At 44.5% G+C, this 21,841-nt stretch carries 18 protein-coding genes; 10 read left to right on the forward strand and 8 right to left on the reverse strand.

From position 1 onward, the window contains the following. The coding region (locus M3636_RS22635; protein WP_251384120.1) for a hypothetical protein at nucleotides 1-408 on the forward strand (408 nt) is incomplete at its 5' end. On the opposite strand, the gene M3636_RS22640 is transcribed toward M3636_RS22635, so the two are convergent. Then, the gene (locus tag M3636_RS22640; RefSeq protein WP_251384236.1) at nucleotides 405-1,385 is read right to left on the reverse strand and encodes a glycoside hydrolase family 53 protein; all 981 of its coding nucleotides are present in this window, start codon (nucleotides 1,383-1,385) and stop codon (nucleotides 405-407) included. The two genes, M3636_RS22635 and M3636_RS22640, sit on opposite strands and share 4 nt — an antisense overlap. 513 nt (nucleotides 1,386-1,898) lie before the next feature. Next, entirely contained in the window at nucleotides 1,899-2,126 is a 228-nt protein-coding gene (locus M3636_RS22645; protein WP_251384121.1) for a hypothetical protein, read from the reverse strand. Nucleotides 2,127-2,373: 247 nt separating this feature from the next. On the opposite strand from M3636_RS22645, the gene ppk1 reads away from it, so the two are divergent. After that, nucleotides 2,374-4,455 carry a polyphosphate kinase 1 gene (ppk1, locus tag M3636_RS22650; RefSeq protein WP_128103437.1) on the forward strand — a complete coding sequence of 694 codons (2,082 nt, stop codon included), beginning with the start codon at nucleotides 2,374-2,376 and terminating at the stop codon, nucleotides 4,453-4,455. Here ppk1 and M3636_RS22655 read toward each other — a convergent pair. Both M3636_RS22655 and M3636_RS22660 read right to left on the reverse strand, forming a co-directional pair. Next, entirely contained in the window at nucleotides 4,415-5,941 is a 1,527-nt protein-coding gene (locus tag M3636_RS22655) for a Ppx/GppA phosphatase family protein (RefSeq protein WP_251384122.1), read from the reverse strand. The two genes, ppk1 and M3636_RS22655, sit on opposite strands and share 41 nt — an antisense overlap. Before the next feature lie 26 nt (nucleotides 5,942-5,967). After that, nucleotides 5,968-6,222 (reverse strand): hypothetical protein, encoded by a 255-nt coding sequence (locus M3636_RS22660; RefSeq protein ID WP_128103435.1) that lies wholly within the window; start codon nucleotides 6,220-6,222, stop codon nucleotides 5,968-5,970. Between the two features lie 457 nt (nucleotides 6,223-6,679). On the opposite strand from M3636_RS22660, the gene M3636_RS22665 reads away from it, so the two are divergent. Together M3636_RS22665 and sda are read left to right on the forward strand one after the other, a co-directional pair. Then, nucleotides 6,680-7,339 carry a YheC/YheD family protein gene (locus M3636_RS22665; RefSeq protein WP_128103434.1) on the forward strand — a complete coding sequence of 220 codons (660 nt, stop codon included), beginning with the start codon at nucleotides 6,680-6,682 and terminating at the stop codon, nucleotides 7,337-7,339. A gap of 353 nt (nucleotides 7,340-7,692) precedes the next feature. Next, on the forward strand, nucleotides 7,693-7,836 hold the full coding sequence (gene sda / locus M3636_RS22670) for a sporulation histidine kinase inhibitor Sda (protein ID WP_024632651.1): 144 nt from the start codon (nucleotides 7,693-7,695) through the stop codon (nucleotides 7,834-7,836). Between the two features lie 22 nt (nucleotides 7,837-7,858). Here sda and M3636_RS22675 read toward each other — a convergent pair whose 3' ends face one another. After that, complete coding sequence (locus M3636_RS22675) at nucleotides 7,859-8,110, reverse strand: hypothetical protein (RefSeq protein ID WP_082560585.1); 252 nt, start codon at nucleotides 8,108-8,110, stop codon at nucleotides 7,859-7,861. 153 nt (nucleotides 8,111-8,263) lie between these two features. Then, a complete protein-coding gene (locus M3636_RS22680) occupies nucleotides 8,264-9,265 on the reverse strand; it encodes an NAD(P)/FAD-dependent oxidoreductase (protein ID WP_128103433.1) in 1,002 nt (333 codons plus the stop codon). Between the two features lie 592 nt (nucleotides 9,266-9,857). Between M3636_RS22680 and M3636_RS22685 the strand changes: the two genes are divergently transcribed. Together M3636_RS22685 and M3636_RS22690 are read left to right on the forward strand one after the other, a co-directional pair. Further along, a complete protein-coding gene (locus M3636_RS22685; protein ID WP_128103432.1) occupies nucleotides 9,858-11,051 on the forward strand; it encodes an NAD(P)/FAD-dependent oxidoreductase in 1,194 nt (397 codons plus the stop codon). Then, a complete protein-coding gene (locus M3636_RS22690) occupies nucleotides 11,048-11,296 on the forward strand; it encodes a hypothetical protein (RefSeq protein ID WP_128103431.1) in 249 nt (82 codons plus the stop codon). Before M3636_RS22685 ends, M3636_RS22690 begins: the two co-directional genes overlap by 4 nt. Nucleotides 11,297-11,384: 88 nt before the next feature. On the opposite strand, the gene hemQ is transcribed toward M3636_RS22690, so the two are convergent. Beyond that, complete coding sequence (gene hemQ / locus M3636_RS22695; RefSeq protein ID WP_128103430.1) at nucleotides 11,385-12,131, reverse strand: hydrogen peroxide-dependent heme synthase; 747 nt, start codon at nucleotides 12,129-12,131, stop codon at nucleotides 11,385-11,387. 266 nt (nucleotides 12,132-12,397) lie between these two features. Between hemQ and M3636_RS22700 the strand changes: the two genes are divergently transcribed. After that, nucleotides 12,398-12,691, forward strand: a complete 294-nt coding sequence (locus tag M3636_RS22700; protein WP_128103429.1) for a YuiB family protein — start codon at nucleotides 12,398-12,400, stop codon at nucleotides 12,689-12,691. Between the two features lie 665 nt (nucleotides 12,692-13,356). Continuing rightward, entirely contained in the window at nucleotides 13,357-14,892 is a 1,536-nt protein-coding gene (locus tag M3636_RS22705; protein WP_251384123.1) for a replication initiation and membrane attachment family protein, read from the forward strand. Nucleotides 14,893-15,261: 369 nt separating this feature from the next. Here the strand turns inward: M3636_RS22705 and M3636_RS22710 are convergent, their stop codons facing one another. Beyond that, the gene (locus tag M3636_RS22710; protein WP_251384124.1) at nucleotides 15,262-18,018 is read right to left on the reverse strand and encodes an endo-beta-N-acetylglucosaminidase; all 2,757 of its coding nucleotides are present in this window, start codon (nucleotides 18,016-18,018) and stop codon (nucleotides 15,262-15,264) included. Between the two features lie 212 nt (nucleotides 18,019-18,230). Here M3636_RS22710 and M3636_RS22715 point away from each other — a divergent pair, with 212 nt between their 5' ends. Together M3636_RS22715 and M3636_RS22720 are read left to right on the forward strand one after the other, a co-directional pair. Further along, nucleotides 18,231-20,060 (forward strand): sensor histidine kinase, encoded by a 1,830-nt coding sequence (locus M3636_RS22715; protein WP_483311539.1) that lies wholly within the window; start codon nucleotides 18,231-18,233, stop codon nucleotides 20,058-20,060. A gap of 1 nt (nucleotide 20,061) precedes the next feature. Further along, a complete protein-coding gene (locus M3636_RS22720; RefSeq protein WP_251384125.1) occupies nucleotides 20,062-21,585 on the forward strand; it encodes a response regulator transcription factor in 1,524 nt (507 codons plus the stop codon). Nucleotides 21,586-21,841 lie beyond the last annotated feature (256 nt).

Here is a 21,841-nt window from a genome sequence, read left to right on the forward strand (position 1 = left end):
GTTAGCCATGAGCAGCAACGTAGTGGAGGGGAAGGAATCGATTCTGGAGAAGCGAAGCGCTCGCGTTTGTCCGCGGATTTTCCCCTTAAGAGGGGAATCCAAGAAATCCGAGGACAACCAGCGATCGAAAGAACGATCCATCCCCGGAACGCCCACCAGCTGCTCCAGATCTACCCTACTACTCCAATAATCGACTTAACATGGATTGCAGAAGTTAGCCATGAGCAGCAACGTAGTGGAGGGGAAGGAATCGATTCTGGAGAAGCGAAGCGCTCGCGTTTGTCCGCGGATTTTCCCCTTAAGAGGGGAATCCAAGAAATCCGAGGACAACCAGCGATCGGAAGAACGATCCATCCCCGGAACGACCACCAGCTGCTCCAACCCCTTACTTCTGCTCCCGTGGCTTAGTCGATAAACCCTTCCATGATGATGGTTGGCACACCATTGGCCTGCCAAGCGCCTTTGCCATAGCCACTGTTATAACCTGATGTAGCCTGAGGCTCCCAGTAGAACACACCTTTACCTTTGCCATTCGGCAAATTGCGAATTTGATTTTTCATCGATGCTACGAAACTCTTTCCGATCGCCGGTTGGTTGTTATCCATACCGATCTCTGAGATCATGATTTCTTTCCCGTATCTATTAATGAGATCTTTGGCATTGTTTATCGTACTGGTTACGGCCGAATTCCATCCGGAAGGAGAAGGGTACAGGGACATAGCGACCATGTCAAAATTAGCACCGTTGCTGATCAGACCTCCAATATTCCAGACATACAGATTATTGTCGTCTCCATTGGCGAGATGAACCAACGTTTTGGTGCCGCTACTAATGGACTTTACAGCGTTATGACCTGTATTCACAAGCCATGCATAGTTCTTCATATTGTTGGAGGCTTTACCATCCTCCCATAACATACCGTTATTCGTTTCGTTGCCAATCTGCACCCAGTCAGGGGTTACGCCTTTGCTTTGCATCGTAGTCATTACATCGCGTGTATGATTCCAGACGGCATCCATCAGCTGTTGGAAGGTGTAATTTTTCCATGCAGCCGGTTTGGACTGTTGGCCTGGGTCTGCCCAAGAGTCACTGTAATGTAGCGTCAACATCACGCTCATACCTGCATTTTTGGCACGTTGCGCCAGAGCGGCAGCGCGATCCTTGTTCATGTAACCGTTACCATAATCATTCGAAGGATTGACAAATACGCGGATACGAACCGAATTGATCTGATAATCTTTTTTCAAAATATCAATGATGTCTCGCTGAACACCGTTCTTATCTTTCCATTTGTATCCTTGGGCTTCCATCCCGGGAACCCAGCTAATATCTGCGCCTTTGGCGAAACTAGGTGCTGCGCTAACTTGCTGACCAGCAGGCAGCATAATGGAGGTGAACAACAGCACAAAAGCCAAAGCGATGGATGTTTTGAAACCCCTTACAAATTTAAACATTACAAAATCCCTCCTTGTATTGAGTATTTAAGATACGTCCTAATTATAGTGGGCAAGGATTGCTGAACTATAGGGTTTATTTCCAATATTTTGGTTGTTTTCTCAACTTCTCTACAAAAAAAAGGCAAACAAAAAGCCGTCCGAAGACGGCTTTTCTACCCGTGGCGCTTTTTGAAACATTGATCCGTATCCCGCGCCTCCAACCAGTCTCTTTTATTTTGAGCTAGTGGATCGGGTAAGGGACACGTTCAACATGTGATTAGAAATGTTGACGCACCTCCTTTCCTTGTGGCAAGAGTATACAACACCTTGTTTCGGAAAGCTAGTCTTTTTTTCAATCTTTTTTTAGGGAATATTCCAAATATCTGCTATGATTCACGAAGTGCCTAATGGCACTAACAGCAGTAAAGTGGTCACTCAGCCCAATGAAGAGTGAACAATTCCTTATTTCTCCGTTTGGAACATCGTAATATCGCGCGCATAGTGACTCTTTGTACCATTATCATTGCGAATGCGCACGCTATCTTCACTGATTTGTTCAACTATGCCTCGGCCAACTTCACAGTATACGCCTGCTGGATCCTCCTGCCATGCTGTTACGATACATTGGGAGAGGGCAGCAGTGAAAAATTCTATATTTTTTTGCAATGTTCTAGGTTTGTTCGATTTCATTATATGCTCCTTTAAGATATGCTTATTTATAAGAGGACAATAGCCGACCTATTTCACACTGTACATCACTTTACTCTGTCTGCTGATCTTTGTAAAGGGATGGAAAAACTTCGGACAATCAGGTATCATTTACACAAATTTTACACTGCATTTACATTACGCTGACGCTTATATCCAATCACGGATAGTACAATTAGTGAAGAACACTAACCAAGGATTGATATGCAACATATTCGGAGGGGCATTCATGCATAGAGATATCAAAACAGGCAACTATGTTAACCGTGATTTAAGTTGGGTCGAATTTAATCGACGTGTACTTCAAGAGGCTCAGGATCAGACAACTCCTTTATTGGAACGGTTAAGGTTTCTCGGTATTGTCGCCAGCAATCTTGACGAGTTCATGAGTGTAAGGGTAGCAGAGACCAAAGAAAAGATTAAGGCGGGTTTTACGCAAAAGGATTTCTCGGGGTATACCCCGTCTGGTTTATATCGAAGATTGATTAAACGCACAGGAGCTATGGTTACCGAGCAGTATAAAACTTATCGGGAGCTCATTCGTCTCCTCGCCAAAAAAGGTGTCGTTTTACAAGAATATATGGATCTGAATGCGACGCAGCAGCGTGCGATGGATCAGTATTATCACGAGATTATTTTTCCTGTACTAACACCGATGGCGATTGACCAGAGTCGTCCGTTTCCATTGGTACACAATAAATCGGTATATCTGTCCGTGATGTTGCAGAAGGAAGGGGAGCAAGAGGACGAGCCGTTCTTGGCGATTGTTCAGGTGCCTTCTAATTTGCCACGGGTTGTGCCTATTCCACTTCGAGCCAATAGTAAAAAGAAAACGTTCATCCTGATCGAAGACCTGATCAAGCATCATATTCATACACTCTTCAGTGGATATGTACCGCTTGCTGTACAAGAATTTCGGGTAACCCGTAATGCGGATTTATCCATTAATGAAGAAGAGGCTGAAGATTTACTTGAAGCAATTGAGAAAGAGCTGCGTCGTAGACGCCGGGGAGCACCGGTGCGACTGGAAGTCTGCAAAGACTTTAGACAAGATGCTCTCGACGAACTGCAGGAAGAATTCGAGATCCAAGATCCGGTATATGAAATTGATGGACCACTGGATCTGAGTTTTCTGGCTGGATTTGTGGATAGTTTGGAAGGATTTACGCATCTGAAATACAGCCCGGTTAAACCGGTGTATCCGCCAGAGTTCGTTCCACGTGAAAGTCATTTTGAATTATTGAGAAGACGGGATGTTCTCGTTCACCACCCTTACGAATCATTTGAGCCGGTTACCGACTTTATATTGGAAGCTTCAGAAGATCCCAAAGTAATGGCGATCAAAATGACCTTATATCGGGTTAACGGTGATTCGCGCTTGATACCAGCGCTGGCTCTCGCGGCAGAGAGTGGTAAGCAGGTTACGGTCGTTGTGGAGTTGAAGGCTCGCTTCGATGAAGAACGTAACATTGCTTGGGCTCGGAAGTTGGAGAAGGCAGGGTGTCACGTGGTCTATGGACTGGTTGGTTTGAAGACCCATGCCAAAATTATTCTTGTCGTGCGAAGAGAACAACATGGCGTACGACGTTATGTTCACGTTGGAACAGGTAACTATAACGAGAGTACTGCCAAGGTATATACAGATGTAGGGCTGTTCACATCCAATCCGATTATCGGTGAGGATGCCTCAGGACTGTTTAATGAGATTACAGGATATTCTGGACCGAAGGCATTACAGGCGTTCCGAGTTGCTCCGGATGGTATGAAGGATGAACTCTTTGCCCTGATCCGCCGGGAAACAGAACACGCTCAGCAGGGGCGTAAGGCTCGAATCATTGCCAAAATCAATTCGCTATCTCACCAGGATATGATTGATGAGCTGTATATTGCTTCTCAAGCTGGTGTACAGATTGATCTTATTGTACGCGGCGTATGTTGTTTGCGTCCTGGAGTAGAGGGACTGAGTGAGAACATTCGAGTGATCAGTATTGTGGACCGGTTTCTGGAGCACTCGCGGTTGTTCTATTTTGAGAACGGCGGCAACCCGGATGTATTTATCTCCAGTGCGGATTGGATGACACGGAATCTGCAACGTAGAATTGAATTGATGTGTCCGGTGTTTGATCCTGAACTGAAGCGAATGCTGGTCGACATTCTGAACTTATCTCTTAACGATAACGTCAAGGCAAGAGAACTTATGCCTGGAGGCAACTATGTCTTTGTAAAAAACGAAAAACCCCCGCTGAGAAGTCAGACGGAGGCGATGGGTATTATTCCTTGGAAGCCTGCTGAATGGAGTATACTGACGTAACTTCCCAAGCGTCTTCCAAATCTTTGAGGGCGTCTTCTAGCCCACTGAGTTCCATTAACGGCTCTGCTGTACAGATGAAATGCATCTGCAGCGAGCCGTTTTTTGTCGTTGCCATTACAGCAGAGATACTCTCTGACCGATTGATGGCTTCCGATGCACGTAAAATGGAGCCGAGTCGATGGGCATGGCGCTCATCTGAATCTTTTAGAATGTCCCTATGCTTATTCAGCAATTGGGGCGTTCTTTTTTTGGGATGGTAATCGGCTGCGATGGCAGTCAGTACCGTCTCCCGGTGAGAAAGTCCGTATATCCCTGCATTCATAATCCAGTACGAAGAATGCTGGGTATAGCGGAAATAATTAATCTGTTTACCTGCGCCGTGCAGCATGGCGGCTGTATATAGAATTCGCGCATCCGCTGGTTCAGGAGCTTCGCCCATTAAGGCACGGTATAGAACAACCGCATCCTGATGCACACGTTTCAGATGCTGCTCAGGAACTGGAGGGCCAAAATGAATGAAATTACGTACGCTGATCTCCAGTGCATTGGGTGCTTCAGGGCAGAGCGGTGACATCAGATCCCGAAGGATTCCATCACGCAGGCCTGCGCCACTAACCACATAATGATCCCCTTGGATCATATCGAAGACCGTTCGTAAAATAAGGATACCTGGAACGATGATATCTGCCCGATCCTTGGCTAGGCCCGGTACCTTTTTGCGCTGTGCTGAAGTGAGATGAGGCAGAGATTTACACATGTTATCCATAGAAGCAGCGCTAATCTCATAGTGATGGGTTACGGGCAACGAATATTGCGTTCTCTTTTGCTCAATTTTGGCCAAGGTACGCATGGTGCCGCCAAGACCGATTAAGGGAAGTCCGGGATGCTGTCTTACCCAATCATGTTCGCGTAGTGCCTCAGCAACTTGATTACATAGTGCCTCAATATGATCGTTTGACCAAGTATCCTCGCCACCATACCGTGCATAGGAATTTACAGCACCGATGGGAAGGGAGATGCTATGTAGTCTTTTTCTGTCTCGAAACACGGTGATCTCCGTACTACCTCCGCCAATATCCACGACGTATCCGTCAGCCAGATCAATGGACTGGATAACGCCAAGGAAACCATAATAGGCCTCTTGATCCCCGGATACACATTCAACTTCGAGTCCTGTTTCCTGTTCGAGCCAACCGATAATCTCTTGAGCATTCGTAGCATTACGAATAGCTGCCGTAGCCGCAGCACGAATACGATGGGTTTGGAATGCTTCACATTTAGCCTTGAATTGCTTCAAGACGGTTATAGCCTTGTCCAATGAAGGACGAAGAATTTGTCCGTTTGTTTCAACTGCATTGCTCAGGCGAGCAGCATATTTATCTTCATGGATATTCCGGTATGCTCCATTTTGATCCAGTTCGTAGATGACGAGACGGATCGAGTTCGAGCCAATATCAATAATGCCAAGCGTTTCGTTTTGTTTCATATGCATCTCCTTCTATTAGAGGTGATCTACCCGAAATGAAGCAGGGCAGCCATTGCTTCCGGTGAACCTGGAGGCGTGGCGGAGAAGGGCGTAGTAAGCATGACTACAATGATGAAGACGATAAAACAAGCAAATAGAATACAGCTTAGGGCAAAGCCGCGGTTACGTTTCTTCATAAACAGTCGAATGCCTGTTACAAACAGTAGTATAGTGACAGCTACCAGAACGATGGACATTGCAACATAAGCTACGCCATATAGTGATTTGAAAAATGACTCCATTTCTTCTGAACGCTCCTTAAACCCACATATTTAAGCCTTGCTAAACCATTCTTTAGTAGCATACGACAGATTGAAGCGTTTGAAAAGCAAACCGGGCATATGTCAGTTTCCTTGAAGAGGTTGTTCAAAAAGTCCGCTTTTGATTACGAAGAATGCCTGACGGCATCTCAGCATCGAATATGGAATTTAGCCGAAATAAGCGGGAGGCTTACTAAGCTTGTTTCCTTCGGAAACATGTAGTTGCTCACGTAGTCCTGCCTACGCTCCGCTACTCCATTTCTATCTTCATCCCATCTTCTCGGTACTGAAAACCGTCCTTTTTGAACATTCATTTGAACAAGCCTTTGGACTTTTTCACTACAAAAGGGGCCTTAGCCTTGGACAGACATCCAAGAAAAATGAACTCCTGTTGAGTATGTATAAAGAAGAACCATGGCACAGGAAAGGAGATTAACGGATGTCGAGACAACTTGCGAGCAAGTGGCGAAAGACAGCAGCCTTATTGAAATATCCGGTAGCAGCCGTTCATATTCCACAGACGATGGCGTTCAATGCAAGAAATCTGCAGCTTATGCTTGGCCGTTATGGCATGGTATATATTAAACCGATTGTGGGTGGAGGGGGTTACGGTGTAATCAAAGTATCCACAAGCGGTGGGAGCTATCGTTATACCCATATGAAAGTAACCCGAACATTTACCAACTACAGTCAAATGTATCGTTCTCTAATGCGAGTAAAAGCCAAACGCAGATACTTGATTCAACAAGGCATCCACTTAGCTACAATTCAAGGTAGACCTGTGGATTACAGGGTGAAGGTAGTTAAGACGGAACGAGGCTGGGTGTTCCGAGCATTAGTGGGGCGTTTGGCCCGTCCAGGGCTGTGCATTACCAATCTAAGCAAGGGTGGAACCATGCTGTCTGGCAGAAGAGCACTGCAGCTCTCACTTCCTCATATCTCGAGCAGACATAAACGTCGTGAAATGCGTGCTTTGACCCTCACATGTACACGCATCATGGAAGTTCAATTTCCAGGTGTAGGGCAGCTTGGGTTTGATTATGGTATAGATTACAGCGGAAAGATATGGATTCTCGAAGTAAATACCAGACCCCAATGAATTGTGAAAAACACTAAATAAATCCAAATGTGAATCCGATAATATTTAATAGATAAAACCATATGAAAGACGTTTGAAATGAGATCACTTCGGGTAAATTACACGCAACTACTCCTGAAACTATGAATTGTTGCCAAAAAAATTCGATGTTAAACGTTCTGGTAGAAACGGATGAATCCTGTGTATAAATTCTGTCCACATTATCCACGTTGTTTAATCAACATTTTTACCATTTATCAACAAACTATGCACAGGATTTCCACAAACTCTTGTGGATAACAGAACGCTTGTTCTCTATATGAATCTCTGATATGATAGTTTTGAGGAAAATAAAGGAAAGGTTGTGGCGGGAAATGGCTATGTTATCCGATGAGATGTTGTTGGATTCCTACCATAAGGCGATTGAACTTGATCTCGAGAGAGATTTCATCGCGCTGCTTTTGGCAGAAATTCATAAGCGCAAACTGGGTACCGACGTATCTGCCATTCTTCACTAGAGATCCTCATTGCAGGCAATGTTTACAAGTTTCCGGACATGTCCCACATTGCGACAGGCTGTAAAGTGCCTGTCTGACAGTGGTGACAATACATGAGATGAATGCAACTGCTTCCTTCTTCATCTGAAGTACTGGAAGTGATCGAAGTCGCATAAGGACTATATGGTCCGGTGTAGTCGTTCAATTTGCCGCATTCTGATAGTCCCTGAAGGCAGTGGGGACAAGCCTGCTCCGGTACAACCAGACCGTTACACAGCGGGCATATATAAGACAAGGGTATCCCTCCTGAATTGTAGTGTTCAGGAGTAAGATACCCTTTTTTGTAGCTTTTATGTTATTCAAAAAGTCAGCAATTATCCTATTCTTCTTCTCAGTTAGGATAAACGATCCTCTTTGAACTTAATCTATTGGACTTGTCCGAATGGAATTAGCGTTTCATGTTACTGCTGTGTCCTGGGGACAATTTAGCATCTGGGTCGAAGTATACCTTCGCGTTGTTGACTGCTGTCGGTGCTTCACCGAATCCTACGGCAATCAGTTTAAGCTTACCAGGGTATGTTGTGATGTCACCAGCAGCGAAGATACCTGGGATCGATGTTTCCATCCGTGAGTCAACCACGATGGAATTGCTATCGATCTCAATCCCCCACTCTGCAATAGGGCCGAGAGAGGACACAAATCCGAAGTTAACGATAACGTCATCGACTTCGATCTCTTGAGTTTCCTTCGTTTTGACGTGAGCAAGTGTAACCTTAGTGATCGTTTCATCACCATGAAGTTCAGTGATCTCGGTAGGTGTAACCACATTAACCTTAGAGTTCATGAGGTTCTCTACACTGTGCTCGTGTGCACGGAATTTATCACGACGATGGATCAGAGTCACTTGCTCTGCGATAGGCTCCAACATAAGTGCCCAGTCTACAGCGGAGTCTCCGCCACCACTGATGAGTACTTTTTTGCCAGCAAAGGCGTTCAGATCGCTGATGAAGTAGTGCAGGTTCGTTTTTTCGAACTTCGCTGCGCCTTCAAGTTCCAGACGACGTGGTTCAAATGCACCTACACCTGCTGTGATGATAACAGCTTTGGCATGATATTCATTCTCATCTGTCTTTACGATGAAATGCTGTTCTTCTTTTTTCTCCACGGATACCACTTTTTCTTCAAGGCGGATATTCGGGTTGAAGTGACTCATTTGCTCAATCAGGTTGTTTACGAGTTCTTGAGCAGTGACTTTCGGGAACCCAGCTACATCATAGATGTACTTTTCCGGGTACAAAGCTGCAAGTTGTCCACCCAGCTGAGGCATACTTTCAACCAGAGTAACGGAAGCTTGACGCATTCCACCATAAAATGCGGCGAATAGTCCTGCAGGGCCGCCACCAATAATAAGTAAATCAGTCATTTCATGACCGTTAGTTTGTGCAGTCAACAATCAACAACACCTTTCGTATTTTAATAGGTAGTTAGCAGGAAGAAATATGCACGATACATATTGTAACCAGCGTAGGTACCGAACTGTCTTTCCTATTATAAACGGTGTATTCTGGGTTGCAAAGTTAGCTGCATCACTAATCTGAGAAGAAATGATGAAGATCACATGAGAATAGGGTGAAATTGGAAATGAAAGGTTATGAAAAATAACAAAAAAATCCTTGATCTTTGCCAGAAATACAGATATCCTTGACCTGTACTATGTGTTTTTTTGTCTAATATAATTCTTCTTGTTTAGTGTGTCGAGGAATAGGTGTGAGTTAGCGAATCTTGTGTATAATTTCACAATTTTGATGTCTCTAAGTATCCTTTGTAATCAAAAAGGGACTTTTTGTACAACCTCTTAAAAATGCAATTTTCGCATGACCATATAAATTGTTGTAAAATGCTGAAGTAAAAATTCAAATAAATTCGCGAAGTTAACATTTGTCGTCATAATGGATAAGACCTCATCCATATTTTTAATTAAATGCATGTTGTAATGATCCACACGAATGGCTGATGCGAGCGAAACCGGAAGGGGTAAAGACATGAGCAGTATTCCCAAAATCGTCATCCTTGGCGCGGGTTATGGCGGAATCCTGACAGCCCAGAGGCTTCAGAAAGAATTAAATTATAACGAGGCCGACGTCACATTAGTGAATCGGCATGATTATCACTATATAACTACACATCTACATATGCCGGCAGCCGGTACAGATACAATTGAACACGCAAGGGTTTCCATTTCGAAGCTGATTGATGAATTCAAAATTGATTTGGTCAAATCTAACGTGAAAGAGATTCGTTTACAGGATCGCAAAATCATTTTAGAGGACGGTACATTATCCTACGATTACCTCATTATTGGTCTAGGCGGTGAACCGGAGACGTTTGGCATTCCAGGGATGCTGGATCATGCAATGACTATTCGCAGCATTAACTCGGTCAGATTGATCCGTGAGCACATTGAGTATCAATTTGCCATGTACAAAAATGACAATAAACGCAATCGAATCAATTTCGTTGTAGGTGGGGCAGGCTTTAGTGGCGTGGAATTCGTCGCTGAGCTTGCGGATCGTATTCCTAAGTTATGCAAAGAATTCGACGTGAATCCCAAAAATGTCCACATATATAATGTAGAGGCGGCACCTTCGGCTCTTCCGGGCTTCGATCCGGAACTTGTCGAACATGCGATGAACGTGCTGAAGAAAAAAGGAGTTACCTTTAAAATCGGCGTTCCCATTAAACAGTGTCTGCCGGATGGAGTTATTGTCGGCGAAGGCGAGAAGATTGATGCCGCTACCGTTGTTTGGACGGGTGGGATTCGTGGTAACGCGTTATTGGAACAGGCAGGTCTTGAAGTTATGCGTGGACGGGTGAAGGTGGATGAATATCTGCGTGCACCTGGTCATGAGGATGTATATGTGATTGGAGACAACTCGCTTGTATTCAACAAGGAAGGACGTCCTTATCCTCCGACAGCTCAGATTGCGATGCAGCAGGGAGTGAACTGTGCGATCAATGTCGTTGCAGCCATTCGCAAAAAAGAGCGGCAGCCTTTTGTATTTACGAGTAAAGGTACGGTGGCTTCGCTAGGAAAAGGTGAAGCAATCGCGGTTGTAGGCGATAAGAAATATAAAGGCTGGAAGGCAGCACAGCTGAAGAAGCTGGTCGATCTCCGGTATTTGTTTATTATTGGTGGCATTCCCCTGGTTCTGAAGAAAGGGCGGTTCTTTGGATGAGACATTGCAGTGTTCAAGTTCGAGGGTTATTAACACGAGATGAGTTAGATCGATATAACGCCCTGATGCAGGTTGGGGGTTACCTGGAGGATCAAAATCAGTATGATCTAGCCTATGTCGTGCAAAAAGAAGTAGACATTCTTATTCTGCCTGCAATTGAGCGCCTTAAGGAGAAGGGTCGTGACCGTGATCGGGCAACGGCTGAGTTTTTGGAGTCATTGAAAGCGGTTGATGAAGAGGATTGAATAGTATAGTTTACAACCATTACAAGTAATAAATAAAAGCACCGCGTTCCATTCTGGTAAAGGATGGCTTCGCGGTGCTTTGTGCATTTTACAGTTTCAACATATCTTCCAATGAAGATTCATTCAGCAAACTACCAACGTAGAAGGAGCCGAATTCACCATAACGGGCACTTACTTCATCAAAACGCATCTCGTAAACGAGCTTTTTGAATTGCAATGCATCGTCCGCAAACAGGGTAACGCCCCATTCCCAATCGTCGAATCCGACGGAACCGGTAATAATTTGTTTCACTTTGCCCGCATAGCTGCGGCCAATCATGCCGTGACTGCGCATCATCGTACGGCGCTCGTCCATAGACAGCATATACCAGTTGTCGTTCAACTCGCGTTTTTTGTTCATCGGATAGAAGCAGATGTATTGTCGTTGTGGTAGAACAGGTTTCAGGCGAGCGATGATCTCTGGGTTTTGCATCGGATCTTCGCCTTCCTTGCCAAGGTAGTTACTGAGCTCAACTACGCTGACATAGGAATAGGATTTGGTCGTGTATTGAGCGAACATCGTTTTGTTGAACGCATTCTCAACGGCCTTCAGGTCTTCCAACGTCTCACGCAGGTGCATCATGACCAGGTCGGCTTTTTGACCAACAACGGTATAGACGACTGTGCTTCCTTTGGATGTATCTTCGACCTCTTTCCATTCTTTCCAGAATTCTTGAAGCTCGTCCAGTGCGACAGCGCGTTCCTCGTCGTCGGCTGCTTTCCAGGCGGCCCAATTAATAGATCTGAAATCATGCAAGGCGTACCAGCCCTCTAGAGTTGATGCTGCTTCGTTCATCGGTATTTTTCCTCCTGCAGAATATATTTCCAAATCCCTATATGAGGTTGTTCAAAAGTTTGTTTTGAAGACGCAAAATAAGGGATGGTTAAGTTCTTAATCGTTTACATTGTATCCCAACAAGAAGCAGAAGGGCAAATGAACAGAGCGTGAAGACAGGGAAATTTGTCCAGAAAGTTCGTTGCTTCGCCACATTTTTTACGGTAAACTAACTACGAGCTAGAACGTAACACGAGTCGGTTGAAAGATGAGGTGAACGTCACCCGATGCAGTTTATACCTGTGCTGGTATTAATGGTATTATTTTTCGTAATGATGTTCGGGATCGGTTTCATTTTGAATATGTTGATGAAGACAACCTGGTTTCCCTCATACTTGTTTGTGATCGTGATCCTACCTGTGGTTGTGTATTCGTTATGGGATCAGACTGTGCCGCTTACGTCACATCTAGGATCGTTTCAGATCGTAGATTATCTTACAGGCGTGGCTGGACTTGCTGGGGCAGTGATTAGCGGTTGGACCATACGTAAACTCCGTCTAGGCGGGTACAAGATGTTCTAAGAGATGTTGTTCTAAGAGATGGTTAAGTAGCGTTAAATACGGATGTGAATGAAAAGCTCTTACCTTTGTCGTAACCGCTTACGTGGGCGAAAGGAAGGGCTTTTTGGCTTGGCTAAAGATCCTGTTCAAAAAGGTCGGTTTTCATTACCGAGAAGATGGGATGAAGGTAGAAATGGAGTAGCGGAGCGTAGATGGAGCTACGTGAGCAACTACATGTTTCCGAAGGAAACAAGCTTCGTAAGCATCCCGCTTATTTCGGCTGAATCCCATAATCGACGCTGAGATGCCGCTCGCGCATCCTTCGTAATCAAAAGCGGACTTTTTGAACAACCTCTAAAGATATGGAATAGTGAGGGGAGACAACTCCATATATATGGAAGAGCACGTTCTCAAGATGTTCACTTGTGTTTGCTTAAGGTATTTTGAAATTGATTCATGTTGTCAGCATTTTATTTTTATAGTATTCTAGCAACTCTACGAAAACGTGAATGATGTCGACGTAGGACGAAACGGAGCGAGAACGGGTTCGTTTTTTACCTGTTTTTGAACATTTGAGGATTCTATATTTGTGATAGAATAGATAAACACACTTTTGCAGGCTGTTCAAAAGATTCGCTTTTGAACACATATTTTAACATGATTTTTGGGGAGAAGGAGATCAAGCCATGCGCATGAAGAACTTGCTGCATTATACTGAACATCACCGCTACTGCGTATACAGGGAGTTTGGACTAAGTGCCCTGGATGACCGTATGCTTACCGGAGCATACCAGCCTATGGTAGGTGCCTTTGCGGTTGGCTTGTATCGGCTGTTATTTCAGCATCTTCCCGGCGAACAGGTAGGTTATTCCCCGCTTGAACAACAACGAAGATTGTTCATGACGCTCGGTCTTGAGCCTAGCGAGAAGGGGCGTAAATATTTGATCGAACAAGCTTCGAAGCTAGAAGCGGTAGGTCTACTTCAGACCTCGCGTTTATATATTCCGGAGAATGATGATTACATCTATGAATATGAGCTACAGCCACCACTGTCGCCCTCGGAATTTTTCCGTACACAGCATTTGACACTGTTGCTTCGTGACAAGATTGGCAAGTTTGCCGTGCTTTCCTTACGTTCCGGATTCTCGGCAGTAGAGAATGGCGATGCGCCTTATCCGGCAGCGAATAAAGAGAATATTTCCGTTCCTTTTTACGATATATTTGAACTTAATACCCATGTCATTGATTATGAGCTGGAGCAAGCCCTGTCGGAAGTATCGACTTCAGCTCAGCGTAGCGGGACAATCCTTGCTGCAGAAGAGAATAGCTTGAATTATGCCGACATTATTTTGCGTTTTCCACGCGAATCCGTGAACCGTCGTCATGTGGAGAAACTGAGATTCGATCATGAACAGCTTGGGATTGTGAATTATGTTGTGAACAAGTTTAATCTCAGTGTGCAGGATGTATGCCGTTTATTGGATGAAGATGATGTCTTCAGTCCACAGGGACAGCTACTTCTGGATGATCTTCAGCATAAGGCGAGCTTGCAGTTCAGACAGACGAAGAAGCGTCAGGAACAGCAGACCGTGCAAGCCGCGAAGGTTGTTGCCCTTCGCCAGCATATGGATGAGCCAGAACAGCAGAATGATTCGGAGGAACCACCTGTAGAGCACGTGGTACAGATGGAATATTACGTTGAAGTCCCTCCACAATTCGCAACCAAATGTGACATTCACCAATATAATATGATGTTACGTAACGAACCTTATACACGACTTCTTCAGACATTCTTTCCGGGGGCCGTGCCGGATAATCTAGTGGATATTTTTGAGAAAATTGATCTAAGCTACAAGTTGCCAGGAGAAGTCATTAATGTACTGATTCATTACTTGATGCAGCTTCTAGTCTCTGGCGGTGAGCAACGGATCAACCGTAATTTTGTTGAGGCTATTGCGTCCAACATGCTGCTGAAGCAAGTGAATTCGTACGAGAAGGCAGTTCAGTACATTCGTGATCAATCGAAAGTGAAAGGCAAGCAGGCTGCTGGTGCAGCTGGAACCCGTACCCGTACATACGGCAAAGGAGCCAAAGCCAAGCCGGAAATTCCGATTGTACAGGACATGACAGCCGATGGCGATGCCGTGTCCGAGGAAGAATTCGAAGAGATGATGAGGTTCGCTCAGCAGATGCAGGCGAATAAACAAAAAGGCACGTCATAACAGCGCGTGTTTAGTCTCTAATAGTCGTGTTCAAAAAGGGTGGTTTTCAGTACCGAGAAGATGGGATGAAGATAGAAATGGAGTAGCGGAGCGTAGATCAAGCTACGTGAGCAACGGATATTTCGGCTGAATCCCATATTCGATGCTGAGATGCCACTCGCGCATCCTTCGTAATCAAAAGCGGACTTTTTGAACAACCTCTAATAGATAAGGATAATAAAGGCGGGTCGCTTGATAGAGATGATCTGATACACTCCGAGCGCAGCTAATACAGCCCTTCAACTTCCTGGTGGAAGTGAAGGGCTGTATTTTTTGCTGACGTTGATGCAAGGGGTGCTCGAACTATATCTCGGACATTCTCTGATCATCCTACCTCAGAATGGTTGTCGCCTGATTCCCTGCATAATCTTCGATAACCAGCTTCAATGTGCTATTACTGGATGCAGGTGTGAAGGTCAGTTCACTGAGCTTCGTTCTGCCCCGGATGATATACGGAAATTTCTGCGTAACATAAGTAACCCCGAACTCGCGGGCTACCCCGTTCTCATATACATAGATTTTGTACCAGTCCTCCAAGTCAGGCAGGGCAAGTGTGTATTTACCGTCTTTTACCGTAACCTTATCTTGGGGGTATGGAGTAATCTGGAGATCTGCCAGTTTACCAGTGTAGGTCACTGGAGCATGATCGCCGACGGCGATATTCAATACGTAATGTTCACCATTAGTCGGGAGTCCCGTCAGGATGGTGGATGGTTTATTATTTTTCAATTGAAGTGACTTGGTGAAAGGTTCCTTGGTATATTCCGTTTCAAGCGTAAGCTGGATGGTATCATTGCCCTTAGATTTCTTAGGTTTCTTCCAACTAACGATGGCATCACCATTCGATTTGAATTTTACGTCGATATCTTGCACTGCTGTATTCAAATTATAAGGTAGAACGGCTGCTTTACTCTCAGTACCATCTGCCCCTACAGCTCGTATGGATAGTTCACCAGACCGCTGTTTAAGGGATTTGATGTAAAACGTGGAATCATACACACCGCCGACAAATGCACCATTTTCATATAAATTGTATTGCTTGACCTCTGAATAGTCCTTCATGTCCCATGCGACGACCAGTTCATCCGTATTGGTTAATGCTTTGGTAATATGGAATCCAGTAGGAGCGTCGGGTACAATCGCTGAACCGTCTGTAATGCGGATCTGACCAATGTTCATCTGATAATTTTCAATGGTTGTATGGTTCGGATCAAAGGAGAGTCCAAAAGCGGCAATCGTCCTACCTTGATATGCATTTAAATCCAGTGAAACAGTCTCCCAGCCTGCTGTACGTTTACCCGAATTAGGGACATTAACGTAGACTACGTTCTCAGGTGCGTCTTGGAAGATTAGTCCTACGCGTAGAGAGGAAGCATCATCAGTAGATGGTTTGTTATATGTCAGATCCAGTTTCGATTGCGCGTTGACGGACAGATCAGTTTTATACAGACGAAGGAAGTTATCTGCGCTGAGTGTACCGTTTACCACAAGAGAACTGCCGCCTTTGAATGCGCCAATGGCGTCATAGTTATATCGAGCGCCTTTTTCATAGGTTGGACCATAATCGAAATCTACACTGAGTTTGCTACCTTGACTATCCATCCACCATTGCCAGGTGACAGGGATATCTTGAATATTGATGTTGGACCACTCTTTATCATTGGATACAGAGCCATTCAGATAATATTGTAGGCCGTGTCCAGTATTGAAGCTGGTTGCGAAGTTGGAGCCTTCGATGACGGAGCGCTCAGTAAGATATGCGGCAATACCATCCCAGTTAGCACCAGATGCATACACATCCGAGAGGTTAGCTGTGGCGTTGCGTCGTGCATTCGTTGGATCCTGATTCGGCCCAGACCACCAAGCACGATCACGAACAAAGGTCATCCATTGGTACTCATCCTCTGCCCGATGATTGGTGCTACCGTCGCCCATCTCTTCATCTAGCGCGTTATGGGTGAAGTCCGCACCTAAAGTTGCAATGCTGTTCATCGGTTGGCCGTTCTCATCCAAGTTGTTTCGTAGATCATAGGATTGCTTCCAGCGCCCAAACTTGTCATGTCCGCCTTCAACACCAGCGAATACGGTTTCCAGTGGATCAAGTCCTAGGCTGATGGCATGGTCGCGTGAATCGCGAAGCATATTGTGGTTCCACACATAATTCAAAAAGATGGAATCAGAGACTCTGCCCAGAATCGAATCTTGAACAAAGGGACTATTGAGTCCATTAAACTCATTCTGATACTGAATTTTGCCGGTTGTATTGACCGTGGAATCGTACCATTGCACATATAATCCTCGATCTCTTAGATACTTCATGAATTTTTTGTACGATGGGATATCCTCTGGAGCTACACCACGGGCGACTTCTTCCTGATTGAAGAAATATCCGTCATAGTTGTAGTATTCCGCCATCTCGGCTAATTTCTCAGCTACAGGGAAGTTCCCGTTTTCGTCTTGGATCAGCATTTGTTTATAAGTCTGAGGGCCGCGGTCATTATCGGAGAAAAAGATGTTGGCAATGGACTTCACCCCATTCTTATGAGCTGCGTTGGTGTAAGCTGGGTTTGGAATGTTCAGAATGCCAAATTCAAAATACTTCTCCGTCCATTCCTTGCTGGGGTCGTATAACTCTTCAGGAACTCCAGCAGACGCCATGCCGTGCCAGTAGCTGTAGTAGTCCGTATATTGCCAATAATTAAAGAGATATTGACTAAATTCATTGGTATATGGCGTGCTATCAAAGAACGCATTACCATAATCACCACTCATGGTGAATAGTTGAGTTTCTGGGCTGAGCTCGGGGTAAGCCTGTGTAGCAGCAAATGCCTCATTACGCGGTTGCAAGGGGACGTGGGCACGAAGTAGGTCTCCATAGATATCACTCTCCGGTGTCCAGTTTAGAATCTGAGCAGCAGTGTAGCCATGCTGATAGGGCTGATTAATCCCCTTGGCACTTTCGCCAGTATAAGGGAGCGTGTCTCCCGCATATACAGACGAGGCCAGAATCTGTCCGAGTAGTGCGGTTGTGAGCACCATGGACGTTACTTTGGGCATGAAGCCCTTCGGTTTGATTTTACGTGTCATGCTGTTCCTCCTTCAAGTGGGATGAATGTATGGTTTTCTTTTACAGAAAGCTAAACTTATGGTTAACGATAGTGTATAAGAGCGTTTTCAAATAGGGCGAAATTAAAGAAACATATGTATAAATTAAAGAAAAATTCAAGGTGTCCGGTCTATGTCAGGGGGCGAATGATATAATTCAATACAGAAAAACAGCATCGGAGGGAACCCGCGACTTGAAAATTGTTAGCGTTTACAATAATTTCTTCAAAAATAATATGTTTATTAAAATGCTGTTCATCTTCTCGATGATTTCAATTGTTACGATCATAACGCTGTCTTATCTTATCTTTCTATCGGTATCCGACTCGACTATTCGCAGGGAGTTAGCCATTCAGAAAGCCGCGATGGAGCATGTGGATCGAACCATTCATCAGCAATTTGAAGCGGTGCAAAACATGGTGAGGGACATGCATCAGAATGAGGCATTATCCGCCAACATCACTTATCTGATGAATTACACATATGCGGAGTATGTTCAACATTTAACGAATGGTTATTATGCCAATCAGGATGATTATTCGGCAGATGTGCTTAAACATTTCCAGAATATCATGGATCGCAATTCAGAAATTCATCATCTGATGTTATATAGTGCTGAGCAGCAGGACCTGTCTGTCTTTAATCAAAACAAACCGTTCCGCAAGCTGAGTACCAATGCAGCGCACTCTTACATTCCTGACGTGATGGCGATGGAAACACCCAATATCAGTGCACCGAATCTATGGATTCGTAAAGAGATCAATCAATGGGACCCTGCATTGTATGCCATTCGTGTTCCGATTAATGATACGCAGACGCTTCGCAATCTCGGGCAGTTTCTTGTGTTCTATGATTCAAAAGGAATCGGTAATGCGCTCGATAACTATGACAGCAATTTAAAGGGAGATATCGTGGTGTTATCCGCCAAAGGCACCGTGTTATTTGACTCTAACAACAATTATTACGGGAAGAAGTACCCTTACGTGAATATGGCTGACTCACTGTTTGACCAGACGGATATGGACGAGATGAAGAAAGAGCAGAACATGTACGTCAATAAGTTTGTCTCGGCTGATCAAGGCTATGTCGTCATTGGCACAGTTCCTGTGGAAGAAATGGCTGAAGCTTACGCGGGTATTCGAAATACCATCGTTTCCATTAGTATCGTATGTCTTTTGTTCGCTGTACTCGTTCCGGCATTTTTCATTATCAACTTTGCGAAGCGTACCCGAAGAATTATTCGCTTCACCCAAAAAGTAAAATACGGGAACTTGCAAGCGCGTATTGATGACGCAAGGGATGATGAACTTGGGCAAATCTCGCATAGCTTCAACGATATGTTGGACGAGCTCAATCTATACATTGAGCGAGTGTACAAAGCTGAGATCAAACAGAAGGAGACCGAACTCGTTGCGCTACAGGCACGTATTAACCCGCACTTTCTGTATAATACGCTTGAAGTCATTCGGATGAGGGCTATATCTCAGGGAGCTAGAGATGTGGGTGAGATGATCTATAGTCTGTCTGTATTGTTCAAGAGCTTGGTACAACAGAAGAAAAACTACACGTTAAAGGATGAGATGGAGGCTTGTCGCTTATATCTGGAGCTATTCCGCATCCGCTACAAGGATATATTCGTCTATACGATCCAGATCGATTCTATTTTTTATCAGCATCCCGTGGTTAAGCTTTCTTTACAGCCGATTATTGAAAATTACGTCGTTCATGGAATTCGCACAGAACGCTCTGACAATCGGTTATCCATTGTTGTGCAAGAGAAAGGAGATATCCTACAGGTAGAGGTCAGGGATAACGGAAAGGGCATTGAGCCTTCACGCCTGACAGAGATCATGGAAGAGTTGGAACGTCCCGAGGAGTCAGGTCAGATGTTTGGATTGCGAAGTGTCCATAGTCGGTTGCGCTACTTATATGGACCAGAGTTCGGAATTACGATTGAGAGCACTTTCGGAGAAGGGACAACAATCACGGTGCGTTATCCACATACAGAAAGGGCAGGTGAGTAATATGTATAAAGTTTTTATTGTAGATGATGAACCTTTCATCATTGAAGGGCTATACGATATTGTGGACTGGTCTTCATTTGGGTTGGAGATCGTAAACCATGCGGGTAATGGGCAAGCAGCGCTTGAAGCACTTTCTTCTCAATCTGTGGACATTCTCATTACGGATATATCGATGCCCATTATGAATGGCCTAGATCTGATTCGCGAAGCAAGACGGCTGCAACCTGAGGTTAAAGTGATTATTTTAAGTGGTTTCAATGAATTCGAATACTTAAAAGAAGGCATGAAACTTGGCATTGAAAATTATCTGCTCAAACCCATTAATGTGGAAGAATTGGAATCGACGCTGACCAATACAGCTTCCAAGCTAGATCGTGCAGTTCCACCTAAACTAAATAATGACGCCTATGGTATTCAGATTCTGAAGGACAATATCCTTCACCGCTGGTTAACAGGACAGATTGCAGATACTGAATTTGAGGAACGTGCCCGGTTTATGAACATTTCGCTGGAAGCGTCATATGTTGCAGTCGCCATCTTGCGTAATAAAGATCAAGGACAAAACTCAGACATGTTTGAACAAGTGGGGCGGCTGCTAGGCGTTAAGCCTCATCTCAACGTGTTCCATGATATGGACGGAGATATCGTCATCATAGCTAATATGGATGGGCATGCAGATGAGGAAAAGAAATTGATGGAGGGGCTAGAGAACTTATATGAAGCGATCTCAGTAACACATCCATCAGTGCGGATCGGGATGGGACGATTGATGCAAGGGTTATATCATGCGCCGTCCAGTTATGCAGATGCCAAGACAGCACTTCAGTATGTCATGATCTATCCCGATCTGAAAATTATTGATTATGCGATGTTAGACAAATGCGAAGATCATGCAGCTACGTTCTTTATTGATTGGAGGGAATATGCCAAGCTTATTCTGTCCCGCAATGTTGAACAGCTCGCTAACCGCATTCGCACAGATTTTGAACAACACCGTGATGGACTTACGCCAGCGGAGCTTCAGAATACCGCATTGGAAGTCGTTATTCGTTTCAAAATGGAGCTAGAGGCCATTAAACATTCAGATGAAACGGCGATGTATCAGGAGGGGCTTCGTCTTGTATTAGATAGCAACACCTTTGATGAACTAGTGTTAGCTCTTCAGGAGGTGGGTCTAAAGACCATCCAGTCCTTGCTACAGGATTTGAAGAATCCGATCGTGAATCAGGTGCTTCAGCATATCGACAAACATTACGCAGACGAGCTCTCCTTGAAACTGCTAGGAGCCCATTATCATTTGCATCCCGTGTATCTGGGGCAATTGTTTCATAAGGAGACAGGAGAGACATTTGCTGAATACCTCAATAAATACCGGATTGAACGTGCGAAGGAGCAGTTACGTAATTCCAATCTGAAGGTGCATGAGATCGCTCGGAATGTAGGGTATTGGGAGACAGGATATTTTTACAAACAATTCCGCAAGTATGTAGGTATTTCACCGACTGATTTTAAAGTGTTTGGATAATGTAGAATTAGCGACGAATGGGACAGCAAAGTAACAGGATGAAAAAGACATTCAGATAAAACAGTGGCATGAAAAGAATCATAGGCCATATGTTACCTGGCATGTCTCTTTTGTGTAAGCGTTTTATTAAAAAACAAAAATTTGAATGATTGAACCTGTTTCTCTTTAATTTGTACCTCGAAACCTTAAGTTTATCTTCTTTTTGTAAATGCTTTCATTCGATAAGGTTAATGTAGTTAGTTTGTAGCGCTGAAGG

The sequence above is a fragment of the Paenibacillus sp. MER 99-2 genome (genome assembly GCF_023714095.1).
Taxonomy (GTDB): domain Bacteria; phylum Bacillota; class Bacilli; order Paenibacillales; family Paenibacillaceae; genus Paenibacillus.